Source organism: Nocardia cyriacigeorgica GUH-2 (assembly GCF_000284035.1).
Lineage (GTDB): Bacteria > Actinomycetota > Actinomycetes > Mycobacteriales > Mycobacteriaceae > Nocardia > Nocardia cyriacigeorgica_B.
Genome location: NC_016887.1, coordinates 4,220,255 through 4,237,330 on the forward strand (window position 1 = coordinate 4,220,255; position 17,076 = coordinate 4,237,330).

Below are 17,076 nucleotides of genomic sequence, written 5' to 3' on the forward strand. Positions count from 1 at the left end.
TGCTGCGGACTCTCAGCGTGAATCGACGGTGACCGCGCCTGTGGCCGGCCGACCTGCGCGACGGTGCCGTCGATGGCGGGCCTGCGGGCACGGTGATGCGTTTCGTGGCCGGCGTCCGAACTTCGGCGTCGCCAGGGCAACGCTCGAAATCGACTTCTGCCCAGCGGTTTCGATGCCGAGCGCGGGCGTCCCGCGGTCGCTTCGCACGGCGGTCACGAAGGTGACGAGACAACTCCGGGTCGGTAACGTATTCGACGATGAACAGCATGGAAGCCCGGTTGGGTGAGGCGGCGCGGACGGTACCGCTACCGCACCCGTGGGACCTGAACGCCTACCTCGCTCAGGTGGCCGCGTACCGGAGCAGGCCGCTGTCGCTCCAGCCGGTGCATCGGTCGGCGCTGGCCGATATCGGTTGCGGCGGCAACGGGTTGTGGATCGCGCGCAAATACGACGACATCATCGTCTACGACGCGGCGGCCTCGGGCCGCAATGCCGAGCACATCGTGTTGCACGCCGTCGGCCATATGCTGCTCGGGCACGGCGATCTGGACGGGCCCGCTGCGGAACTGTCCCCGGACTTGGCCGCGGTGGTGTCGGCGATGTCGCCCGGTGCGGTGGCGCACGTGCTCGGCCGCGACGATTTCGGCCCGGAACGCGAACGCGACGCGGGCGTGTTCGCGGAGATGACCATGGTGTACGCGACGCTGCCCCGCCGCAAGGAACGCTCGTTCCGGTTGTTCGGCCGCGGCCGGTAGCCTGCCCCGGAATTCCGCTGCTCCGCGCGCTTACCACTCCCCCGCGGCGTCGGGGAGTCTGCGGTTGCCGTCGAGCAATTCGATGATCAGGTCCTGATAGCTGTCGGCTACTTCGTGCAGCCGCACCCAGGCGTCGTAGTAGACGGTGTCGGGCGCGTGTGCCGAGGCCACGAAGGCGTGCACGGTCAGCTGCGCCATCCGGTCGATGATGCTGCCGACGGTCTCCGAATGCAGTCTGGCCGAACCGTGCGGAATCGGCGTCGCCAGCGTCACCCAGCGGTCGATCGCCCGCACCAGCTGCCCGCGCCGCCGGTCCAGTTTGGCCAGCGCGCTCACCGGGGTGCGCTCACGCTGTTCGTGCAGCTGGGTCAGCTCGCCCGCGGCGTCGAGCATCGGATGATCGGCGTGCGGCAGCCCGCGGCAGGCGGCGAGCACCAGTTCCTTGCTCGGGATCACCGCCACCACCTCGCGCGCCCGCGACGCAGCAGCGAGCCTGGCACCGGCCCGCGCCGCTGCCACGGAGTCGCTGCACCGTTCACCCCGATAGCGTCCACCACTTCCCGGCAGCCGTCACCGTTTTCCGCAACTCTCGGTGGCGCCGAGCGCTGAGCTGCCCGATTCGCCGGTTTCGCCCGGCGATTTCAGGCGGATTCGCGCTCGGCCAGGTAGTCCGGGCCGCCAACATAGGTGGTGGTCCCGGATTCCGCGGTGCTCGACGCCGCCGCCGCGACCGCCGCCGCGAACTCCGCGATCGTCGGCAGCTCGGCCTGATCGCGGCGCGCCGTCACCGCACCGGGATCGCGCCGCTCCAGCAGCCGCACGATAATGGTGCCGTCGATCATGTCCCCCGACACCACCAGCAGCCGGACTCCATGCTCGGCGAGCTCCGGGATCATCGCCCGCAGCGCGTCCTCCCCGGCCCGCTTGCTGGCCGCGATCGGCTCGTAGTCGGCCGGAACCGGTTTGCGCCCGTGGAAATGCGCTTGATGACTGGTGACGAACACGATCCGGGAACCGGCGGGCATCTGCGGCAGGGCCAGCCGCACCAGACGCTGTTGCGCGTCCCGATTGATGCGCATCGGATAATCCGGCGCCGCCCCGCGCTCGAGGCCGCCGGAGGCGTTGAGCACCAGCACATCCAGCTGCCCGTGCTGCCGCACGACCTCCTCGATCATCGCCTGGGCGGAGGCTTCGTCGCAGATATCGGCGCCCACGGTCGAGGCCGCACCGCCGGCGGCGATGATCTCGGCGGCGAGGGTGTCGGCCCGTTTGCGCTTCTCGCGGTAGTTGATGACGACGTGATCGCCACCGGCCGCCAGCACCCGGGCGGTCTCGGCGCCGATCCCCCGGGACGCGCCCGTGATCACGACTGTGCGCCTCGCTTGCCCCTCGGATTCGCCCACCCGGCACACCTTTCGTCCACGCCGCCCGGCTCCATGCTTCTGATTTAGAATCACTATGCTGGTTCTAAATGAGAAGCGCAAGTGAGCCGACGCCGCCACGCGGACAGCACGATTCGACCCATGCGCCGATGCTGGCCGTCATGGACCTGCTCGGTCAGCGATGGATGCTGCGGGTGATCTGGGAGTTGGAACCGGGCACGCTCGGGTTCCTGGAACTGCGCAGGCGCATGGGCAATTGCTCGTCGAGCATGTTGTCGACGCGGTTGCAGCAGTTGCAGGCCGCGGGTCTGGTGATCAAGAACGCGGACAAGACCTACGAGCTCACCGACGCGGGCGTCGAACTCGGCGAGGCCTTGGAATCGCTGTGGAGCTGGGCCGAACGCCGGCGCCCGGCAGTACCGGACGGAACCGAAGCTCCGTCCGGTGGACCGCTCACTTGAGGCGAATGCTGGAGAAGTGCGCGGTCTTCGGCGTCGGCGCGGCGGTCAGGTAGAGCGCGTCGGCGTCACCGAGTGCGGCACCGTCACCGAATTCGAGTCCACGCAGGCCCGGCACCGACAGTGGCGCACCCGCGGTATCGCGGACATAGTCGACGAACTCGCCGGTGGTGTCGTCGTAGGCGAGGATGTGCCCGGCGCCCGCGGTGTTGCCGATCAGCAATTTGCCGCTGAGCGGGCCGAAGGTGGACGGGGTCACCGTCACCGCCCACGGCGCGTTGAGCCTGCCGCCGTCGTCGAGGATGCGCACCAGCGAGCCGTCGGCGGCGAACTCGGCGACCTTGCCCTTGCCCGGCTTGCCCGCGGCGGCGCTTTCGGCGTCCGCGTCGGCCACCGCGCGCTCGCCCGCCGCGAACTTCTCGGCGTCATCGGAATCGGGCCTGGTCACCGCGTAGGAGACGAACACCCGGTCACCGATGGTGGTGATATTGAACGGCGCGGGATCGCCCGGAACCGCCTTGCGGCCGAGTTCGGGCTTGTCCGCGTCGACGGCCTCGCCGGTGGCGAACGGATTGGCGAACCCGGAGGTGGCCACCAGCTGCCAGTTCTTGTCGAAGGTGCGCACCTGCGGTTCGGCCCCGAAATCGGCGGCCAGCAGTTTGTCACCGGACGGCGCCAGCGCGATGCCGTAGAACGCCATCTGCTGCGCTGAGCCGTCGAAGACCAGATTGGCCGGGCCATCGTGACGAATGACGGCACCGTCGGGCGCCACATCGGTCCAGGCGGCGAGCCGGCCCGAATCGGTGGCGATGATGTTGCGCGCCGAACCGGTCAGCAGCAGCGGCGGCACCCCTTCGAACGGCACGGGCTGGTCGCGCACCACGAACGCGTCGGAGTTCGGCGGCGCCGGATTCGCCACCACACCGGTGACGGTCCCCGCGCTCTTGTCCGAGGTATCGGAGTCGGCGCCGGGCACGGTCATGGCCACGAATCCGTCCTGGGACAGCGTGCGCAGCTCCGGTTTCGCCGCCTTGCGCACATCGCCGAGGAAACCGAAGGCCTTGCCGCCGGCGCCGACGAGGAAGTGGCCGCCCGCGCGATCGGCGAAGCCCCACGCGTTCACCAGCTCGGACACGGTGACCGCGGCGTGCGCGCCGTCGTCGGCCGAGGCCAGCGCGGTGACGACGTACCGGTTACCGTCCAGCGCGATCTCCTCGCTCCCGGAATCGGCCTGCGAGCAGGCCGCGGCGACCACGACCGCGGCGCCGAGTGCCGACACCCGCAGCAGGTTCGTGCGCGAGCGCCACTTACCGGAATCGGCCCGGTGTCCGTACAGCATTCTTGTCCCTTCCGACAACACAGCCCCTCACCCATCAGGCGTCGCTCACCTTAGCGTGTAAAGAAACGAGGGAGCCCGGAAACTTCAGCTGGGCCATGGGTTTAAGCTGACCGCCGTGGTCGAACCCCAGCCGCCCGTCGCGCCCCATCCCGATATCGCCCTGCTGGCCCCACTGCTGGGGACCTGGCGCGGCAACGGACACGGTGAGTACCCGACGATCGAGCCGTTCGACTATCTCGAGGAAATCCACTTCGGCCATATCGGCCGGCCATTCCTGACCTATCGGCAACGCACCCGCGCCGCCGACGACAACCGCCCGCTACACGCCGAGACCGGATACCTGCGCTGCCCGCGCCCGGACCGGGTCGAGCTGATCCTGGCGCATCCGACCGGGATCACCGAAATCTGCGAGGGCACGCTGTCGATCACCTCCGACGAGATTCGCATCGAATTCGAATCGACGAATATCGGGCTCAGCACCACCGCGAAAAGGGTGACCGCGCTCGGCCGCTCCATTCGGCAATCCGGCGACGTCATCGACTACACCCTGCGCATGGCGGCGGTGGGCGAACCGCTGCAACATCATCTGGCAGCCACTTTGCGTCGCGCATGAATATTTCCGCGTTATTGATCACGGGATAACGAGGCGGTCACGAATCGGCCGTGGGTAAGGTCACGATTCCCGGTCCGTTATCCGCTCGCTCACATTTTTCTTGTCTGGGGTGTCGCTGAGCGCTTAGGTTGGCCTCAACAGCAAACACTCAGTCATTATCTGGCGAATTCATCTGCCGCAACGAGGCTGCGACACGAGCTCTTCCCGCACACCCTGATTCGAGGGAGCCGGCCATGAAGCGTTCCACCCTTGTCCTCATCACCGCCGGAATGATTTTGAGCGGCGCCGGAGTCGTCGAAATCCTCGGCACCGATACCGCGGCCTCCGGTGGCGCGGTCCACCCGGCCGTCGTCCGTGACATTCAACCGGCCCGCGAATCCCCGCGAAGTTACCCGAACGCGACCATCCACCCCGACGCCGCGACCGAACTGTTCGCCATGGTCCACCACCCTGCCGTCCAGCAGCCGGCCGGCGGATCGGCCGCCGACGGCTTGCTCAGTACCCCGGCGGAAGCGCCGCGAACATATCCCGGGTAACGGCCACCGCGTTATCGGAGCTGCCGCCCTTGACCAGCAGGGTGGCGAACGCGAGATCGCCGCGATAACCCACGAACCACGAATGTGAGCCGCCATCGACCTCGGCTTCGCCGGTCTTGCCGTACACCTCGCCCTGGTCGGCGATGCGACCCGCGGTGCCGCCGGTGACCACCTTGCGCATCATCATCCGCAGCCCGTCGATCACCTGCGGGTCCACCGACGGCCGTTCGCCGTCGATCGTGGTCTCCCGGCCCGCGATCAGATACGGCACCGGGACCGACCCATGGGCCACGGTGGCCGCGACCAGCGCCATCGCGAAGGGGCTGACCACGACCCGGCCCTGCCCGATTCCGTCCTCGGCGCGCTGGACCTCGTCGTCGGCCGGCGGCACCGACCCGGATGCCGTCGGCAGTCCGGCCACCGTGTACACCGGGCCGATCCCGAACGCCGCCGCCGTGTCGTGCAGCGCCTCGGCCGGCAACTTACTGGCCAGCTTCGCGAAAGTGGTGTTGCAGGACCGCTCGTAGGCGGTGGCCATCGGCACGCTGCCCACGGTGAAGAGGTTGTAGTTGGGGATGGTGCGTTCGCCGATTACGGTCTGGCTCGGGCACGGCAGCACGGTGTCGGGCGTGGCCAGGCCCTCGCTGATGGCCGCCGCCGCGGTGACGGTCTTGAACACCGAACCGGGCGGGTACTGGCCGATGGTCGCGATCGGACCGTCGCGGTCGGCCGCCTCGTTCTGCGCCACGGCCAGGATCGCGCCGGTGGACGGCTCGATCACCACCATCATGGTCTGTTCGGTGCGCAGCGAGACCGCGTGCTGGGCGGCGTTCTGCACATTGCGGTCGACACTGAGTGAGAACGAGGGTGCGGGTTGGGCGGGCACCTCGGTGAGCACCCCGACCTGCGCGCCATTGGCATTCTCCAGCACGACGCTCCAGCCCGCCTTGCCGTCGACCTCGTCGATCACGGTCTGACGGACCTGCGTCATCAGGTCGGGTGCGAACTCGCGCCGGGTGGGCACCAGATCCCACTCCTGGGTCAGCGTGACCCCGGGCAGACCGATGAGTTCGATACTGACCTGGTCGAATTCGTATTCGCTCAGCTTGGCCACGGTGTACGGACCCTCCGCCTTGCGCGCGGCCTGGAGGATCGCCGCGGCGGTGAGATCTTTCTCGAAGCGGACCAACGCGGCCGAGAGCGCGTTCGCCACCGAGCCCGGATCGGCGGCGTCGGCCAGGCGGAAGATCACCCGCGACACCTTGCCCGGGACCAGCACATCGCTACCGGACTGCTCGTTGACCCGCGCCCGCGGAGCCGGCTCCGAACGCAGCTCCATCACCTGGGTGTCGCCGAGCTCGGGGTGGATGTTCGACGAGGTCCAGCGCACCGTCCAGCGTCCATCGGTGCGGGCCATCTGCAGCTTCCCGGAGTACTTCCACACCCGGTTCTTCGGCAGCACCCATTCGTAGGTGTACTCGACGGTCGCGGTGTCTCCGCTGACGCGGGTGGCGCCGGTCTGCGCGGTCAGGCGCTCGGCCTGCAAACCCTGCCACGCCGAAGTCAGTGCCTGCCTTGCCGGTTCGGGCCGGCTGGTGCGCTCGGCGGCCGCGTCGAACTCCTGGCCGGCGAACGCGCTGACGAAAGCCTCGGCGGCGTCGGCAGGCCCCTGCGGGCCCGCCGTGCAACCGGATGCGGCGACCGCGAGCGCGGCGACGGCAAGCAGGAGGAACACGCGAATCGACATCGGCACCGATGGTAACGGCCATCGGCGGGCAAACACCTGTGGCGCACCGGAGTTCGGCCGCGCAACCGCTCAGTCGAGCAACACCGTGGTGAAGGTGGCGATCTGGCGGAACCCCACCCGACGGTAGGCCTTGCGCGCGATCTCGTTGTAGTCGTTGACATACAGGCTGGCAGTGCGCCCGGAGGCGATCACCGCATTGGCGACGGCCGCGGTTCCGGCGGTGCCGAGGCCGTTACCGCGCCGATCCGGATGCACCCACACGCCCTGGATCTGGCCGGTACGCCGCGACAGCGAACCCACCTCGGCCTTGTACACCACGCGGCCGTCCTCGAACCTGGCCCAGGCCCGGCCCGATTCGATCAGGCCCGCCACCCGGCGCCGGTAGCCGCGCCCGCCGTCACCGGCACGCGGGTCGACGCCGACCTCTTCGATGAACATGGCGATGGCGGCCTGGAGATAGCGGTCGAGTTCGTCCAACCGCACCCGGCGCACCTGCGGATCGGGTGTGGGCGCGGCCGGCTCGTCCAGCGCGAGCAGCGGCTGGTCGGCCCGCAGTTCCCGGGCCGGGCCCCACTGCTCGGCCAGCATCTCCCACAGCGGCAAGGCCAGCTCTTGCCTGCCGACGACCGAGGAGCAGATGCGGGGCCAGCGCAGGGCACGGTCGGCGAAGGCGCGCAGCGCCTCCTGATCACCGAGCAGCGGGACCAGATTGACCCCGGAGAAGCACAACGATTCGGCGGGCCCGCCGCGACTCCACAGTTCGCCCTGCCCGCCGCTGGTATCGATGCCGAATTCCTGCAATCGGGCCGCGACCATACAGCAGGCCACCGGATCGGCATCCAGCACTCGCAGGACCTGCGCCAGGTCCCGCTTGGCGAGCTGACGCGCGGGAGGATTCTTCGCGCGTCGCGTCGGCTCCAGCAGACTCCGCACGTCTCACAGCCTGCCACGAACCGGGGCCGCGCGCCCCGGGTATGCCGAAACCCCTGGTCCGGTACGGCGTTCAGCCGACGGTGACGACCGGTTCCCCAGCGCCGACATCCTCGCCCATCTCCTCGGCGATGCGCATGGCCTCTTCGATCAGGGTCTCCACGATCTGCGCTTCCGGAACGGTCTTGATGACCTCACCCTTGACGAAGATCTGGCCCTTGCCGTTACCGGAGGCCACCCCGAGATCGGCTTCGCGCGCCTCGCCCGGACCGTTGACGACGCAGCCCATCACGGCCACCCGCAGCGGAACCTCCATGCCCTCCAGTCCGGCGGTCACCTCGTTGGCGAGGGTGTACACGTCGACCTGGGCGCGCCCGCAGGACGGGCAGGAGACGATCTCGAGCTTGCGTGGGCGCAGGTTCAGCGATTGCAGGATCTGCCCGCCGACCTTGATCTCCTCGGCCGGCGGCGCCGACAGCGACACCCGGATGGTGTCGCCGATGCCCTCGCTGAGCAGCGCGCCGAAGGCCACCGCGGACTTGATGGTGCCCTGGAAGGCCGGGCCTGCCTCGGTGACGCCCAGGTGCAGCGGGTAATCGCACTGGGCGGCCAGCTGCCGGTAGGCCTCCACCATGATCACCGGGTCGTTGTGCTTGACCGAGATCTTGATATCGCCGAAGCCGTGTTCCTCGAACAGGCTCGCCTCCCACAGCGCGGATTCGACCAGCGCCTCGGGGGTGGCCTTGCCGTACTTCTCCAGCATCCGCTTGTCCAGCGAACCGGCGTTGACGCCGATGCGGATCGGGATGCCCGCGTCACCGGCCGCCTTGGCGACCTCCTTGACGCGGCCGTCGAATTCCTTGATATTGCCCGGGTTCACTCGCACCGCGGCGCATCCGGCGTCGATCGCGGCGAAGATGTAGCGCGGCTGGAAGTGGATGTCGGCGATCACCGGGATCTGCGACTTGCGGGCGATGGTGGCCAGGGCGTCGGCGTCTTCCTGACGCGGACAGGCCACCCGCACGATGTCGCAGCCGGACGCGGTCAGCTCGGCGATCTGCTGCAACGTCGCGTTGACGTCGTGGGTCTTGGTGGTCGTCATCGACTGCACCGAGATCGGGTGATCGCTACCCACACCGACGTTGCCCACCATCAGCTGACGGGTCTTGCGGCGGGGAGCCAGCACGGCCGCGGGCGCGGTCGGCATCCCCAATCCGATTGTGCTGGTCACCTTCGGCTGCCTGCTTTCGTCTGGTTCGGGCCTACTCGCCTGCGAGTCTAGTCGCGCGCCTGCGACGTTCTCGTGTGACCACCGTGACAGCGCGACGGCCGTCACCGGAACATCCGGTGCGCTGGTCAGGGGAACAGTTCGATCGGGTTGACGATGTCGGCGACCAGCGTCAGCACCATGTACGCCCCACCGATCACCACCGCCACATAGGTCACCGGCAGCAACTTCAGATAGTCGACCGGCGCCCCCGGTGCCAGCCCCTTCCAGCTACGGACGGTGTTGCGCAGCTTCTCGTACAGCACCACCGCGATATGCCCGCCGTCCAGCGGCAGCAGCGGCAGCAGGTTGAACGCGCCGAGGAAGAAGTTCAGGCTGGCCAGCACCAGGATGAACAGGCCCCACAGCCCGCGCTCGGCGGTCTCGCCACCGATCTTGCTCGCGCCGTACACGCTGACCGGGGTTTCCGGGTCGCGTTCGCCGCCGGTGACCGCGGTCCACAAATCGGCCACCTTGGCCGGCATCTTGGCCAGCGACTCGAAGGTGCGCACGAACATATCGCCGGTGAACGCGCCCGCCGCCGGGATCGCGGCCAGCACGTTGTACTGGACGGGCCCGTAGTAGTCGGAGCCGACACCGACCGCGCTCACCTCGCGCCCCGGCCCGCCGTCGGAGGGGTAGCGGATGACGCGTTCGGGGGTGACCGGGATGGTCAGGATCTCGCCGTCGCGTTCGATGGTGTAGGTGAACGGCCCGGTCTGGTTCTGGGTCTCGGTCTGGAATTCGCGCCAGGTGTCGACCTCCACGCCGTTGACGGCCTTCACCACGTCACCGCGCTGGAGGCCGGCGCGCTGGGCGGGGCCGGTGCCGGTGCATTCGGCGAGCGTGCCGTCCGGCTTCTGCGGGGCCACACAGCTCATGTCGCCGAGCGCGGTGGCCGGCGGCTGGTTGAAGTTCGGCAGGCCCCAGCCGACGGCCAGCACCACCACCAGCACGTACCCGAGCAGGAAGTTCATCGCGATGCCGCCGAACATGACGACCAGCCGCTTCCAGGTGGCCTGGCGATACATCGCCCGGTCCAGTTCCTCGGGCTCGAGTTCGTCGAGGGCGGTCATGCCCGCGATATCGCAGAAACCGCCCAGCGGCAGCGCCTTGAGGCCGTACTCGGTTTCACCGCGCCGGAAGGAGAAGATGCGCGGACCGAAGCCGATGAAGTAGCGGCGCACCTTCATCCCGGTCGCCTGCGCGGCCCACATATGCCCGCACTCGTGCAGTGCGATCGAGATCGTGATGCCGAGGGCGAACAGCGCGAAACCGAACGCGAACACCATTTGCTCTACAGCCCTCCTGCGTTGCGCAGCTCGTCAGTTCCCGGCACGCGCGCGTCCGGGGGTCGGCCGCGAGCACGCGTCCACAGTACCGGCCGCCTCGCGCGGGGACCGGATGCGTCCTCCGGCTCGTGGGTCGCCGGCTAGCTCAGCACCAGCTTCCGCGCGTACTCACGGGCCCAGGTGTCGGCGGCGAGCACTTCCTCCAGGCTGGTCGGTTCGGCGCGCCAGTCGTCGGCAGCGGCGACGGCCAGGCCGACGGTGCGCACGATCTCCGGGAACCGGATCACGCCGTCCAGGAAGGCCTGCACCGCGACCTCGTTGGCCGCGTTGTACACCGCGGTCACGCAGCCGCCCGCGGTACCGGCCTGCCGGGCCAGCTCGACCGCGGGGAAGACCTCGTTGTCCACCGGCTCGAATTCCCAGGTGGTGGCGGTGGAGAAGTCACAGGCCGCGGCCGCGCCGGGCACCCGGTCGGGCCAGCCGAGCGCCAGCGCGATCGGCAGCTTCATATCGGGCGGGCTGGCTTGGGCCAGGGTCGAACCGTCGGTGAAGGTGACCATGGAGTGCACGATCGACTGCGGATGCACGGTGACGTCGATGCGGTCGTAGGGAATGCCGAACAGCAGATGGGTTTCGATCAGCTCGAGGCCCTTGTTCACCAGCGACGCCGAATTGAGCGTGTTCATCGGGCCCATCGACCAGGTGGGATGGGTTTTCGCCTCGGCCGGATTCACCGCCTCCAGCATCTCGGTGCTCCAGCCACGGAACGGCCCGCCGGAGGCGGTGAGGATGAGCCGGTCCACCTCCTCGGCACGGCCGCCACGCAGGCATTGCGCCAGCGCCGAATGCTCCGAATCCACCGGAACAATCTGCCCGGGCGCCGCGGCCCTCGTCACCAGCGAGCCACCCGCCACCAGGGATTCCTTGTTGGCCAAGGCAAGTCGCGCACCCGATTGCAGGGTGGCCAGCGTCGGTTCCAGGCCCAGCGAACCGACCAGCGCGTTCAGCACCACATCGGCCTCGGTGCGGCGCACCAGCTCGGTCACCGCACCGGGCCCGCCGAGTTCGATCCCGAGCCGCTGGGCCGCGGCCGGATCGGCGACCGCCACATTCGTGGTACCGGTGGCCGCCATCTGCGCGGCGAGCAGATCGGCGTTACCGCCACGCGCGGCCAAGCCGACCACCTCGAACTTGCCGGGGTTGGCGGCGATCACCTCCAGCGCCTGGGTTCCGATGGAACCGGTGCTGCCGAGCAGGAGAACTCTTACGACGTCGGACACCCGCACATTCTTACGGACACCGCACCCTGCTGGCTACGACGACCGGTCGTATGCCACGATATCGGGCAGTATCCGATTCTCGAGCTGAGGAGCGATCGTGGCCGCCACGGAACTCGAAACCACCACCAGTGACCGCGCCGTCACCACTGTGGATCCCGCTGAGGTTCCGTCGGCCGCATGGGGTTGGAGCGGCGAGTCCCGGCGCGCCTTCCGGATCGCGGGCTGGATCGTCGTGCTCGCGCTGCTGGCCATGCTGTTCGAGGGCCCGCAGGGTGCGTCCTCGGGTACCGGCAACGTCGGCTACATCTTCCTCATCGCCTCGGCCCTCGGCCTGGCTTTCATCCTCATCCGCGACAGCGTCCTGCGCCGCAAGCCGCGCTAGTCCGCGCGCACCCTCGATCTACCAGCGCCCCGGTGGCTCGATCTGCGGATCGGCCGCCGGGGCACTGTTGTGCTCGTCGTCCGGCTGAACCTCAGCCTTCGGCCGCCAACTGACCACAGGCCGCCGCGATCTCCTGACCGCGGGTATCGCGCACCGTGCAGGGCACGCCCTTGGCGTTGACGCGGCGCACGAATTCCTGCTCCACCGGCTTCGGGCTGGCATCCCACTTGCTGCCCGGAGTCGGGTTCAGCGGAATCACGTTGACGTGCACGCGGGAGCCGAGCGCCTTGTGCAGCTTCTCCCCCAGCATGTCCGCCCGCCACGGGTGATCGTTGATATCGCGAATCAGCGCGTACTCCACCGACACTCGGCGGCCGGTCTTGTCGGCGTAGTAGCGGGCGGCGTCGAGCACCTCGGCGACCGGCCAGCGGTTGTTCACCGGCACCAGCGTGTCCCGCAACTCGTCGTCGGGGGTGTGCAGCGAGACCGCGAGCGTCACCGACAGACCCTCATCGGCCAGCTTGCGAATGGCGGGCGCCAGCCCGACCGTCGACACCACCACATTGCGCTGGGAGATGCCCAGCCCGTCCGGCGCGGGCGAGGTGATCCGCCGCACCGCGTTCACCACTCGCTTGTAGTTGGCCAGCGGCTCGCCCATACCCATGAAGACGATGTTGGACAACCGGCCCGGACCGCCGTGCACCTCACCGTCGCGCAACGCGGCGGCCGCGGCCCGCACCTGGTCGACGATCTCGGCGGTCGACAGGTTGCGGTTGAGCCCGCCCTGACCGGTCGCGCAGAACGGGCAGGCCATGCCGCAGCCCGCCTGGCTGGAGATGCACAGCGTGGCGCGGTCCGGGTAGCGCATGAGCACGCTCTCCAGCAGGGTGCCGTCGCCGGCGCGCCACAGCGTCTTGCGGGTGTCGCCGTCATCGCAGGCCACATGCTTGACCGGCGTCAGCAGCGGCGGGAACAACGCCTCGGCGACCTTCGCGCGCAGCGGCGCGGGCAGGTCGGTCATCTGCTCCGGGTCGGCCTGCAGGCGCCCGTAGTACTGGCGCGCGATCTGGTCGGCGCGGAAAGCGGGCAGCCCGAGTTCGGCCATCGCGGCGCGGCGGCCGTCGGCGTCCAGATCGGCCAGGTGGCGCGGCGGCATTCCACGGCGCGGGGCATCGAAAACCAGGGGCAGGGAGACGGTCATAGTTTCTCCAGTGTCCCATCTCGCGCGCCGTCGACCACATCACATCCCCCGAGACCGCCCGCGGAGCACGCCGTGGCCCCGGAAATCCCTGCGGGGGCGATAGCTATCCGGAATGATCGATATATGTCCACCCATGCCGCTGATCAGGTGCCCGAGCCGGACCCGATCCCGCAGACCGAACCGGTCGTCAAGCCCCGCGCCCGCCGCTCGCTGGAGAAGTCGAAGGCCGGCTACACCTGGGTCGGCCTCGTCGTGGCCGCGCTGCTGGGGATCGTGCTGATGATCTTCATCCTGCAGAACCTGGAGCGAGTCGAGGTCGACCTGCTGTTCTGGACCTTCGGGCTGCCGCTCGGGGTGTCGGTGCTGCTGTCGGTGATCGCCGGTGCCCTGGTGATGGCGCTGGTCGGCGGCGTGCGGATCATGCAGTTGCGCCGCGCCGCCAAACGGCCCTGACCGCCCGCCTCAGAGCAGGGTGCTGAGCACCAGCCAGGAGACGAACGCCGAGGGCAGCATCGAATCGAGCCGGTCCATGATGCCGCCGTGGCCCGGCAGCAGGGTGCCCATGTCCTTGATGCCGAGTTCGCGCTTGATCTGCGATTCGATCAGATCGCCGATGGTCGCCACCAGCACCAGGCCCACGCCGAGCACCACACCGATCATCGAGTTGGCATCCAGCAGCAATGTCACGGTGAGCAGGCCACCGATGACGCTGAACACCAGCGAACCGCAGAACCCCTCCCACGATTTCTTCGGGCTGATCGAGGGCACCATCGGATGTCTGCCGAACAGCACACCCGCGACGTAACCGCCGACGTCGGAGCAGACCACCAGGATCATGAACGTCAGCACCCGCAGGTTGCCGTCCGGCTCCAGCAACAGCAGCACCGCGAACGCGGCGAGCAGCGGAATCCAGGCGAGGGTGAAGATCGCGATCGAGGTGTCGCGCAGGAAGTTACGCGGCGCGGTCTGCAGGCCGTGATCGAACAATCGCCACACCATGCAGACCAGCGCCGTGGCGGCGAACGCGCCCGCCACCCCTTCGGGACCGAACGGCCAGCCCAGCCAGAACACCGCCTGACCACCGACGATCAACGGGATCCGCGGCACCAGCACATCGGCTTCCCGCAGCCGCTTGGCGACCTCCCAGGTGGCCACCGCGATCGCGGCGCCGGCCACCCCGATGAACACCTTCGGCACGAACAGCAGGATCGCGATGAGCGAGAGCCCGAGACCGAACCCGACGATCAGCGCCGCGGGTAGGTTGCGACCGGCCCGCGACTTGGGTGCGGCGGGCTGCGGCGCGGCCGATTCGCGCACGCTCGGCGGCGTCTCCGCGGCACCGGTGGCAGCGGCATCAGAGGTGCCGTCGTCCGGTGCCTGCTGTCCCGCCGCACCGGCCGCAGCGGTGTTCTCGGCCACGATTGTCCCGTCGCTCAACTCGTCGTTTCCGTTTCGTCCCCCGCCCGGGCGGGCCCGCAAGATCTGGGTCAGACCTCGAGCAGTTCGGCTTCCTTGTGCTTGACCAGCTCGTCGACCTGGCCGACATACTTGGCGGTGGTCTTGTCGAGTTCCTTCTCGGCCCGGCCGACCTCGTCCTCGCCCGCCTCGCCATCCTTCTGGATGCGACCGAGTTCCTCCATCGCCTTGCGCCGCACATTGCGAATCGCGACCTTGGCGTCCTCACCCTTGGACTTGGCCTGCTTGACCATCTCGCGACGGCGCTCCTCGGTGAGCTGCGGAACCGAGATACGCAGGATGTCACCGTTGTTGGTCGGGTTCACGCCGAGATCGGAGTTGCGGATCGCGGTTTCGATCGCACCCAGCTGCGCCTGCTCGTAGGGCTTGATCACCACCATCCGGGGCTCCGGCACGGTGATACTCGACATCTGGGTGATCGGGGTAGGCGATCCGTAGTAGTCGACCAAGACCCGGGAGAACATGCCCGGGTTCGCCCGACCGGTGCGGATGGTGCCGAGATCGTCCTTCGCCACCGAGACGGCCTTCTCCATCTTCTCCTCGGCGTCGAAGAGCGCTTCTTCAATCACGACCGTTTCCTCCACAGCGTCGTCATCGTCATGATCCGCGGGCTCGCGGGGTCAGGAACGAACCAATGTGCCGATCTTCTCACCGGCCACAGCCCGGGCGATATTGCCCTTGGTCAACAAATTGAACACCAGGATCGGCATCTGGTTGTCCATGCACAGACTGAAAGCCGTGGCGTCGGCGACCTTCAGGTCACGTTCGATCGCCTCTTTATGGGTGATCTCGGTGTACATCGTCGCCGCCGGATCGACCCGTGGGTCAGCGGTGAACACGCCATCGACGGCCTTGGCCATCAGCACCACGTCGGCGCCGATCTCCAGCGCGCGCTGGGCCGCGGTGGTGTCGGTGGAGAAGTACGGCATACCCATACCGGCGCCGAAGATCACCACGCGGCCCTTCTCCAGATGCCGCTTGGCCCGCAACGGCAGATACGGTTCGGCGACCTGACCCATGGTGATCGCGGTCTGCACCCGGGTGTCGATACCCTGCTTCTGCAAGAAGTCCTGCAGCGCAAGGCTGTTCATCACGGTGCCGAGCATGCCCATGTAATCGGAGCGGGCCCGCTCCATGCCACGTTCTTCGAGTTCGGCGCCGCGGAAGAAATTGCCGCCGCCGATCACCACGGCCACCTGCACGCCGGTCTCGACGATTTCGGCGATCTGCTCGGCCACCGTCTGGACCACGTCCGGATCGAGTCCCACCTTGCCGCCGCCGAACATCTCACCGCCGAGTTTCAGCAGTACCCGGCGATATCCTGGGCGGTCGGTCCCCGGGTCGGTCATCGGTCTGGGTCTCCTTCGGCGATCGGCATCTTCTGGCTGGCGCCTGCCCGGGATCCGGGCCCGGCGGCGTCGGGCAGTCGGCAACGCAGAGCGTCCCTATCCTGCCTCATTCGGTTGGAGCGGCAGCAGAAGGCCCCCCGTCGACCGGATGATCGGTGCGACGAGGGGCCTGCTCGCTCTGTGCGCGAGGGCTCTAGCTCGCGCCGACCTCGAACCGGGCGAAGCGGGTCACGGTGACACCGGCCTCGTCCAGCAGGGCCTTGACGGTCTTCTTCGAATCGGTGACCGACGCCTGCTCGAGCAGGACGACGTCCTTGAAGAAGCCGTTGACGCGGCCCTCGGTGATCTTCGGCAGCGCGGCCTCGGGCTTGCCTTCCTCCCGAGCGGTCTGCTCGGCGATGCGGCGCTCGTTCTCCACGATGTCGGCCGGAACCTCGTCGCGGGTCACGTACTTGGCCTTGAGGGCGGCGACCTGCATGGCGGCGGCGCGCGCGGCCTCGGCGGCGGCGTCACCGGAGCCGGTGTACTCGACCAGCACGCCGACGGCCGGCGGCAGGTCCGAGGCCCGCTTGTGCAGGTAGGTGGCGACGGTGCCGTCGAAGGCGACGACCCGGCGCAGCTCCAGCTTCTCGCCGATCTTGGCGGCCAGTTCCTGCACCGCGGCGTCGACGGTCTTGCCGCCCAGGTCCAGCGCCTTCAGCGCCTCCAGGTCGGCCGGCTTGGCGGCCGCGGCGGCGGTGACGATCTGGTCGGCCAGCGCCTGGAACTCGGCGTTCTTGGCGACGAAGTCGGTCTCGGAGTTGATCTCGACCATCACGCCGTCCTTGGCGACGACCAGGCCCTCGGCGGTGGTGCGCTCGGCACGCTTGCCGACGTCCTTGGCGCCCTTGATGCGCAGCAGCTCGACGGCCTTGTCGAAATCACCGTCGGTCTCGGCCAGCGCGTTCTTGCAGTCCATCATCCCGGAGCCGGTCAGCTCCCGGAGCCGCTTCACGTCAGCGGCGGTGTAGTTCGCCATCGGGGGCGAGCCTCCTTCGAAAAGGGTAGGTACCGGGCAGTGGTGGCCACT

Annotated in this window: 19 protein-coding genes; 6 read left to right on the forward strand and 13 right to left on the reverse strand. The window is 68.6% G+C overall.

Annotated features, from left to right (window positions below; all coding sequences use genetic code 11):
* Positions 1-257 precede the first annotated feature (257 nt).
* The gene (locus NOCYR_RS19110) at positions 258-755 is read left to right on the forward strand and encodes a hypothetical protein (protein ID WP_148280688.1); all 498 of its coding nucleotides are present in this window, start codon (positions 258-260) and stop codon (positions 753-755) included.
* A 30-nt stretch (positions 756-785) separates the two neighbouring features.
* Here NOCYR_RS19110 and NOCYR_RS19115 read toward each other — a convergent pair whose 3' ends face one another.
* Complete coding sequence (locus NOCYR_RS19115) at positions 786-1,274, reverse strand: DUF4254 domain-containing protein (protein ID WP_231855964.1); 489 nt, start codon at positions 1,272-1,274, stop codon at positions 786-788.
* A gap of 122 nt (positions 1,275-1,396) precedes the next feature.
* A complete protein-coding gene (locus tag NOCYR_RS19120; RefSeq protein WP_148280689.1) occupies positions 1,397-2,158 on the reverse strand; it encodes an SDR family oxidoreductase in 762 nt (253 codons plus the stop codon).
* A 68-nt stretch (positions 2,159-2,226) separates the two neighbouring features.
* Here NOCYR_RS19120 and NOCYR_RS19125 point away from each other — a divergent pair, with 68 nt between their 5' ends.
* Positions 2,227-2,598 carry a winged helix-turn-helix transcriptional regulator gene (locus tag NOCYR_RS19125; protein WP_167330488.1) on the forward strand — a complete coding sequence of 124 codons (372 nt, stop codon included), beginning with the start codon at positions 2,227-2,229 and terminating at the stop codon, positions 2,596-2,598.
* Here the strand turns inward: NOCYR_RS19125 and NOCYR_RS19130 are convergent.
* The gene (locus tag NOCYR_RS19130; protein WP_014352051.1) at positions 2,591-3,934 is read right to left on the reverse strand and encodes a TIGR03118 family protein; all 1,344 of its coding nucleotides are present in this window, start codon (positions 3,932-3,934) and stop codon (positions 2,591-2,593) included. The two genes, NOCYR_RS19125 and NOCYR_RS19130, sit on opposite strands and share 8 nt — an antisense overlap.
* A 115-nt stretch (positions 3,935-4,049) precedes the next feature.
* Between NOCYR_RS19130 and NOCYR_RS19135 the strand changes: the two genes are divergently transcribed.
* Positions 4,050-4,547: a peroxynitrite isomerase gene (locus NOCYR_RS19135; RefSeq protein WP_014352052.1), complete on the forward strand. Its 498-nt coding sequence runs from the start codon at positions 4,050-4,052 to the stop codon at positions 4,545-4,547.
* Positions 4,548-4,780: 233 nt separating this feature from the next.
* Positions 4,781-5,083, forward strand: coding sequence for a hypothetical protein (locus NOCYR_RS19140; RefSeq protein WP_048833528.1), 303 nt, complete (start codon positions 4,781-4,783; stop codon positions 5,081-5,083).
* Here NOCYR_RS19140 and NOCYR_RS19145 read toward each other — a convergent pair.
* From NOCYR_RS19145 to dxr, 5 genes are all read right to left on the reverse strand, one after another.
* The gene (locus NOCYR_RS19145; RefSeq protein WP_014352054.1) at positions 5,043-6,830 is read right to left on the reverse strand and encodes a penicillin-binding transpeptidase domain-containing protein; all 1,788 of its coding nucleotides are present in this window, start codon (positions 6,828-6,830) and stop codon (positions 5,043-5,045) included. The genes NOCYR_RS19140 and NOCYR_RS19145 overlap by 41 nt on opposite strands.
* Positions 6,831-6,899: 69 nt before the next feature.
* Positions 6,900-7,763: a GNAT family N-acetyltransferase gene (locus NOCYR_RS19150; RefSeq protein WP_014352055.1), complete on the reverse strand. Its 864-nt coding sequence runs from the start codon at positions 7,761-7,763 to the stop codon at positions 6,900-6,902.
* 70 nt (positions 7,764-7,833) lie between these two features.
* Positions 7,834-8,991 carry a flavodoxin-dependent (E)-4-hydroxy-3-methylbut-2-enyl-diphosphate synthase gene (gene ispG, locus NOCYR_RS19155; RefSeq protein WP_036538309.1) on the reverse strand — a complete coding sequence of 386 codons (1,158 nt, stop codon included), beginning with the start codon at positions 8,989-8,991 and terminating at the stop codon, positions 7,834-7,836.
* Between the two features lie 125 nt (positions 8,992-9,116).
* Positions 9,117-10,319 (reverse strand): M50 family metallopeptidase, encoded by a 1,203-nt coding sequence (locus NOCYR_RS19160; protein ID WP_014352057.1) that lies wholly within the window; start codon positions 10,317-10,319, stop codon positions 9,117-9,119.
* 140 nt (positions 10,320-10,459) lie between these two features.
* Entirely contained in the window at positions 10,460-11,599 is a 1,140-nt protein-coding gene (gene dxr, locus NOCYR_RS19165; protein WP_014352058.1) for a 1-deoxy-D-xylulose-5-phosphate reductoisomerase, read from the reverse strand.
* A 97-nt stretch (positions 11,600-11,696) separates the two neighbouring features.
* On the opposite strand from dxr, the gene NOCYR_RS19170 reads away from it, so the two are divergent.
* Positions 11,697-11,981: a DUF2631 domain-containing protein gene (locus NOCYR_RS19170; protein ID WP_014352059.1), complete on the forward strand. Its 285-nt coding sequence runs from the start codon at positions 11,697-11,699 to the stop codon at positions 11,979-11,981.
* A gap of 91 nt (positions 11,982-12,072) precedes the next feature.
* Here NOCYR_RS19170 and rlmN read toward each other — a convergent pair whose 3' ends face one another.
* Positions 12,073-13,182, reverse strand: a complete 1,110-nt coding sequence (rlmN, locus tag NOCYR_RS19175; protein WP_014352060.1) for a 23S rRNA (adenine(2503)-C(2))-methyltransferase RlmN — start codon at positions 13,180-13,182, stop codon at positions 12,073-12,075.
* A 123-nt stretch (positions 13,183-13,305) separates the two neighbouring features.
* Here rlmN and NOCYR_RS19180 point away from each other — a divergent pair, with 123 nt between their 5' ends.
* Positions 13,306-13,635, forward strand: coding sequence for a LapA family protein (locus NOCYR_RS19180; RefSeq protein ID WP_014352061.1), 330 nt, complete (start codon positions 13,306-13,308; stop codon positions 13,633-13,635).
* Between the two features lie 9 nt (positions 13,636-13,644).
* Here NOCYR_RS19180 and NOCYR_RS19185 read toward each other — a convergent pair whose 3' ends face one another.
* The 4 genes from NOCYR_RS19185 to tsf all read right to left on the reverse strand — a co-directional run bounded on the left by NOCYR_RS19185 (position 13,645) and on the right by tsf (position 17,025).
* Positions 13,645-14,499 (reverse strand): phosphatidate cytidylyltransferase, encoded by an 855-nt coding sequence (locus NOCYR_RS19185; protein WP_048834304.1) that lies wholly within the window; start codon positions 14,497-14,499, stop codon positions 13,645-13,647.
* Between the two features lie 170 nt (positions 14,500-14,669).
* Entirely contained in the window at positions 14,670-15,227 is a 558-nt protein-coding gene (gene frr, locus NOCYR_RS19190) for a ribosome recycling factor (protein ID WP_014352063.1), read from the reverse strand.
* A gap of 51 nt (positions 15,228-15,278) precedes the next feature.
* Entirely contained in the window at positions 15,279-16,007 is a 729-nt protein-coding gene (pyrH, locus tag NOCYR_RS19195) for a UMP kinase (protein WP_014352064.1), read from the reverse strand.
* Positions 16,008-16,200: 193 nt separating this feature from the next.
* The gene (gene tsf, locus NOCYR_RS19200; protein WP_014352065.1) at positions 16,201-17,025 is read right to left on the reverse strand and encodes a translation elongation factor Ts; all 825 of its coding nucleotides are present in this window, start codon (positions 17,023-17,025) and stop codon (positions 16,201-16,203) included.
* Between the last annotated feature and the right edge of the window lie 51 nt (positions 17,026-17,076).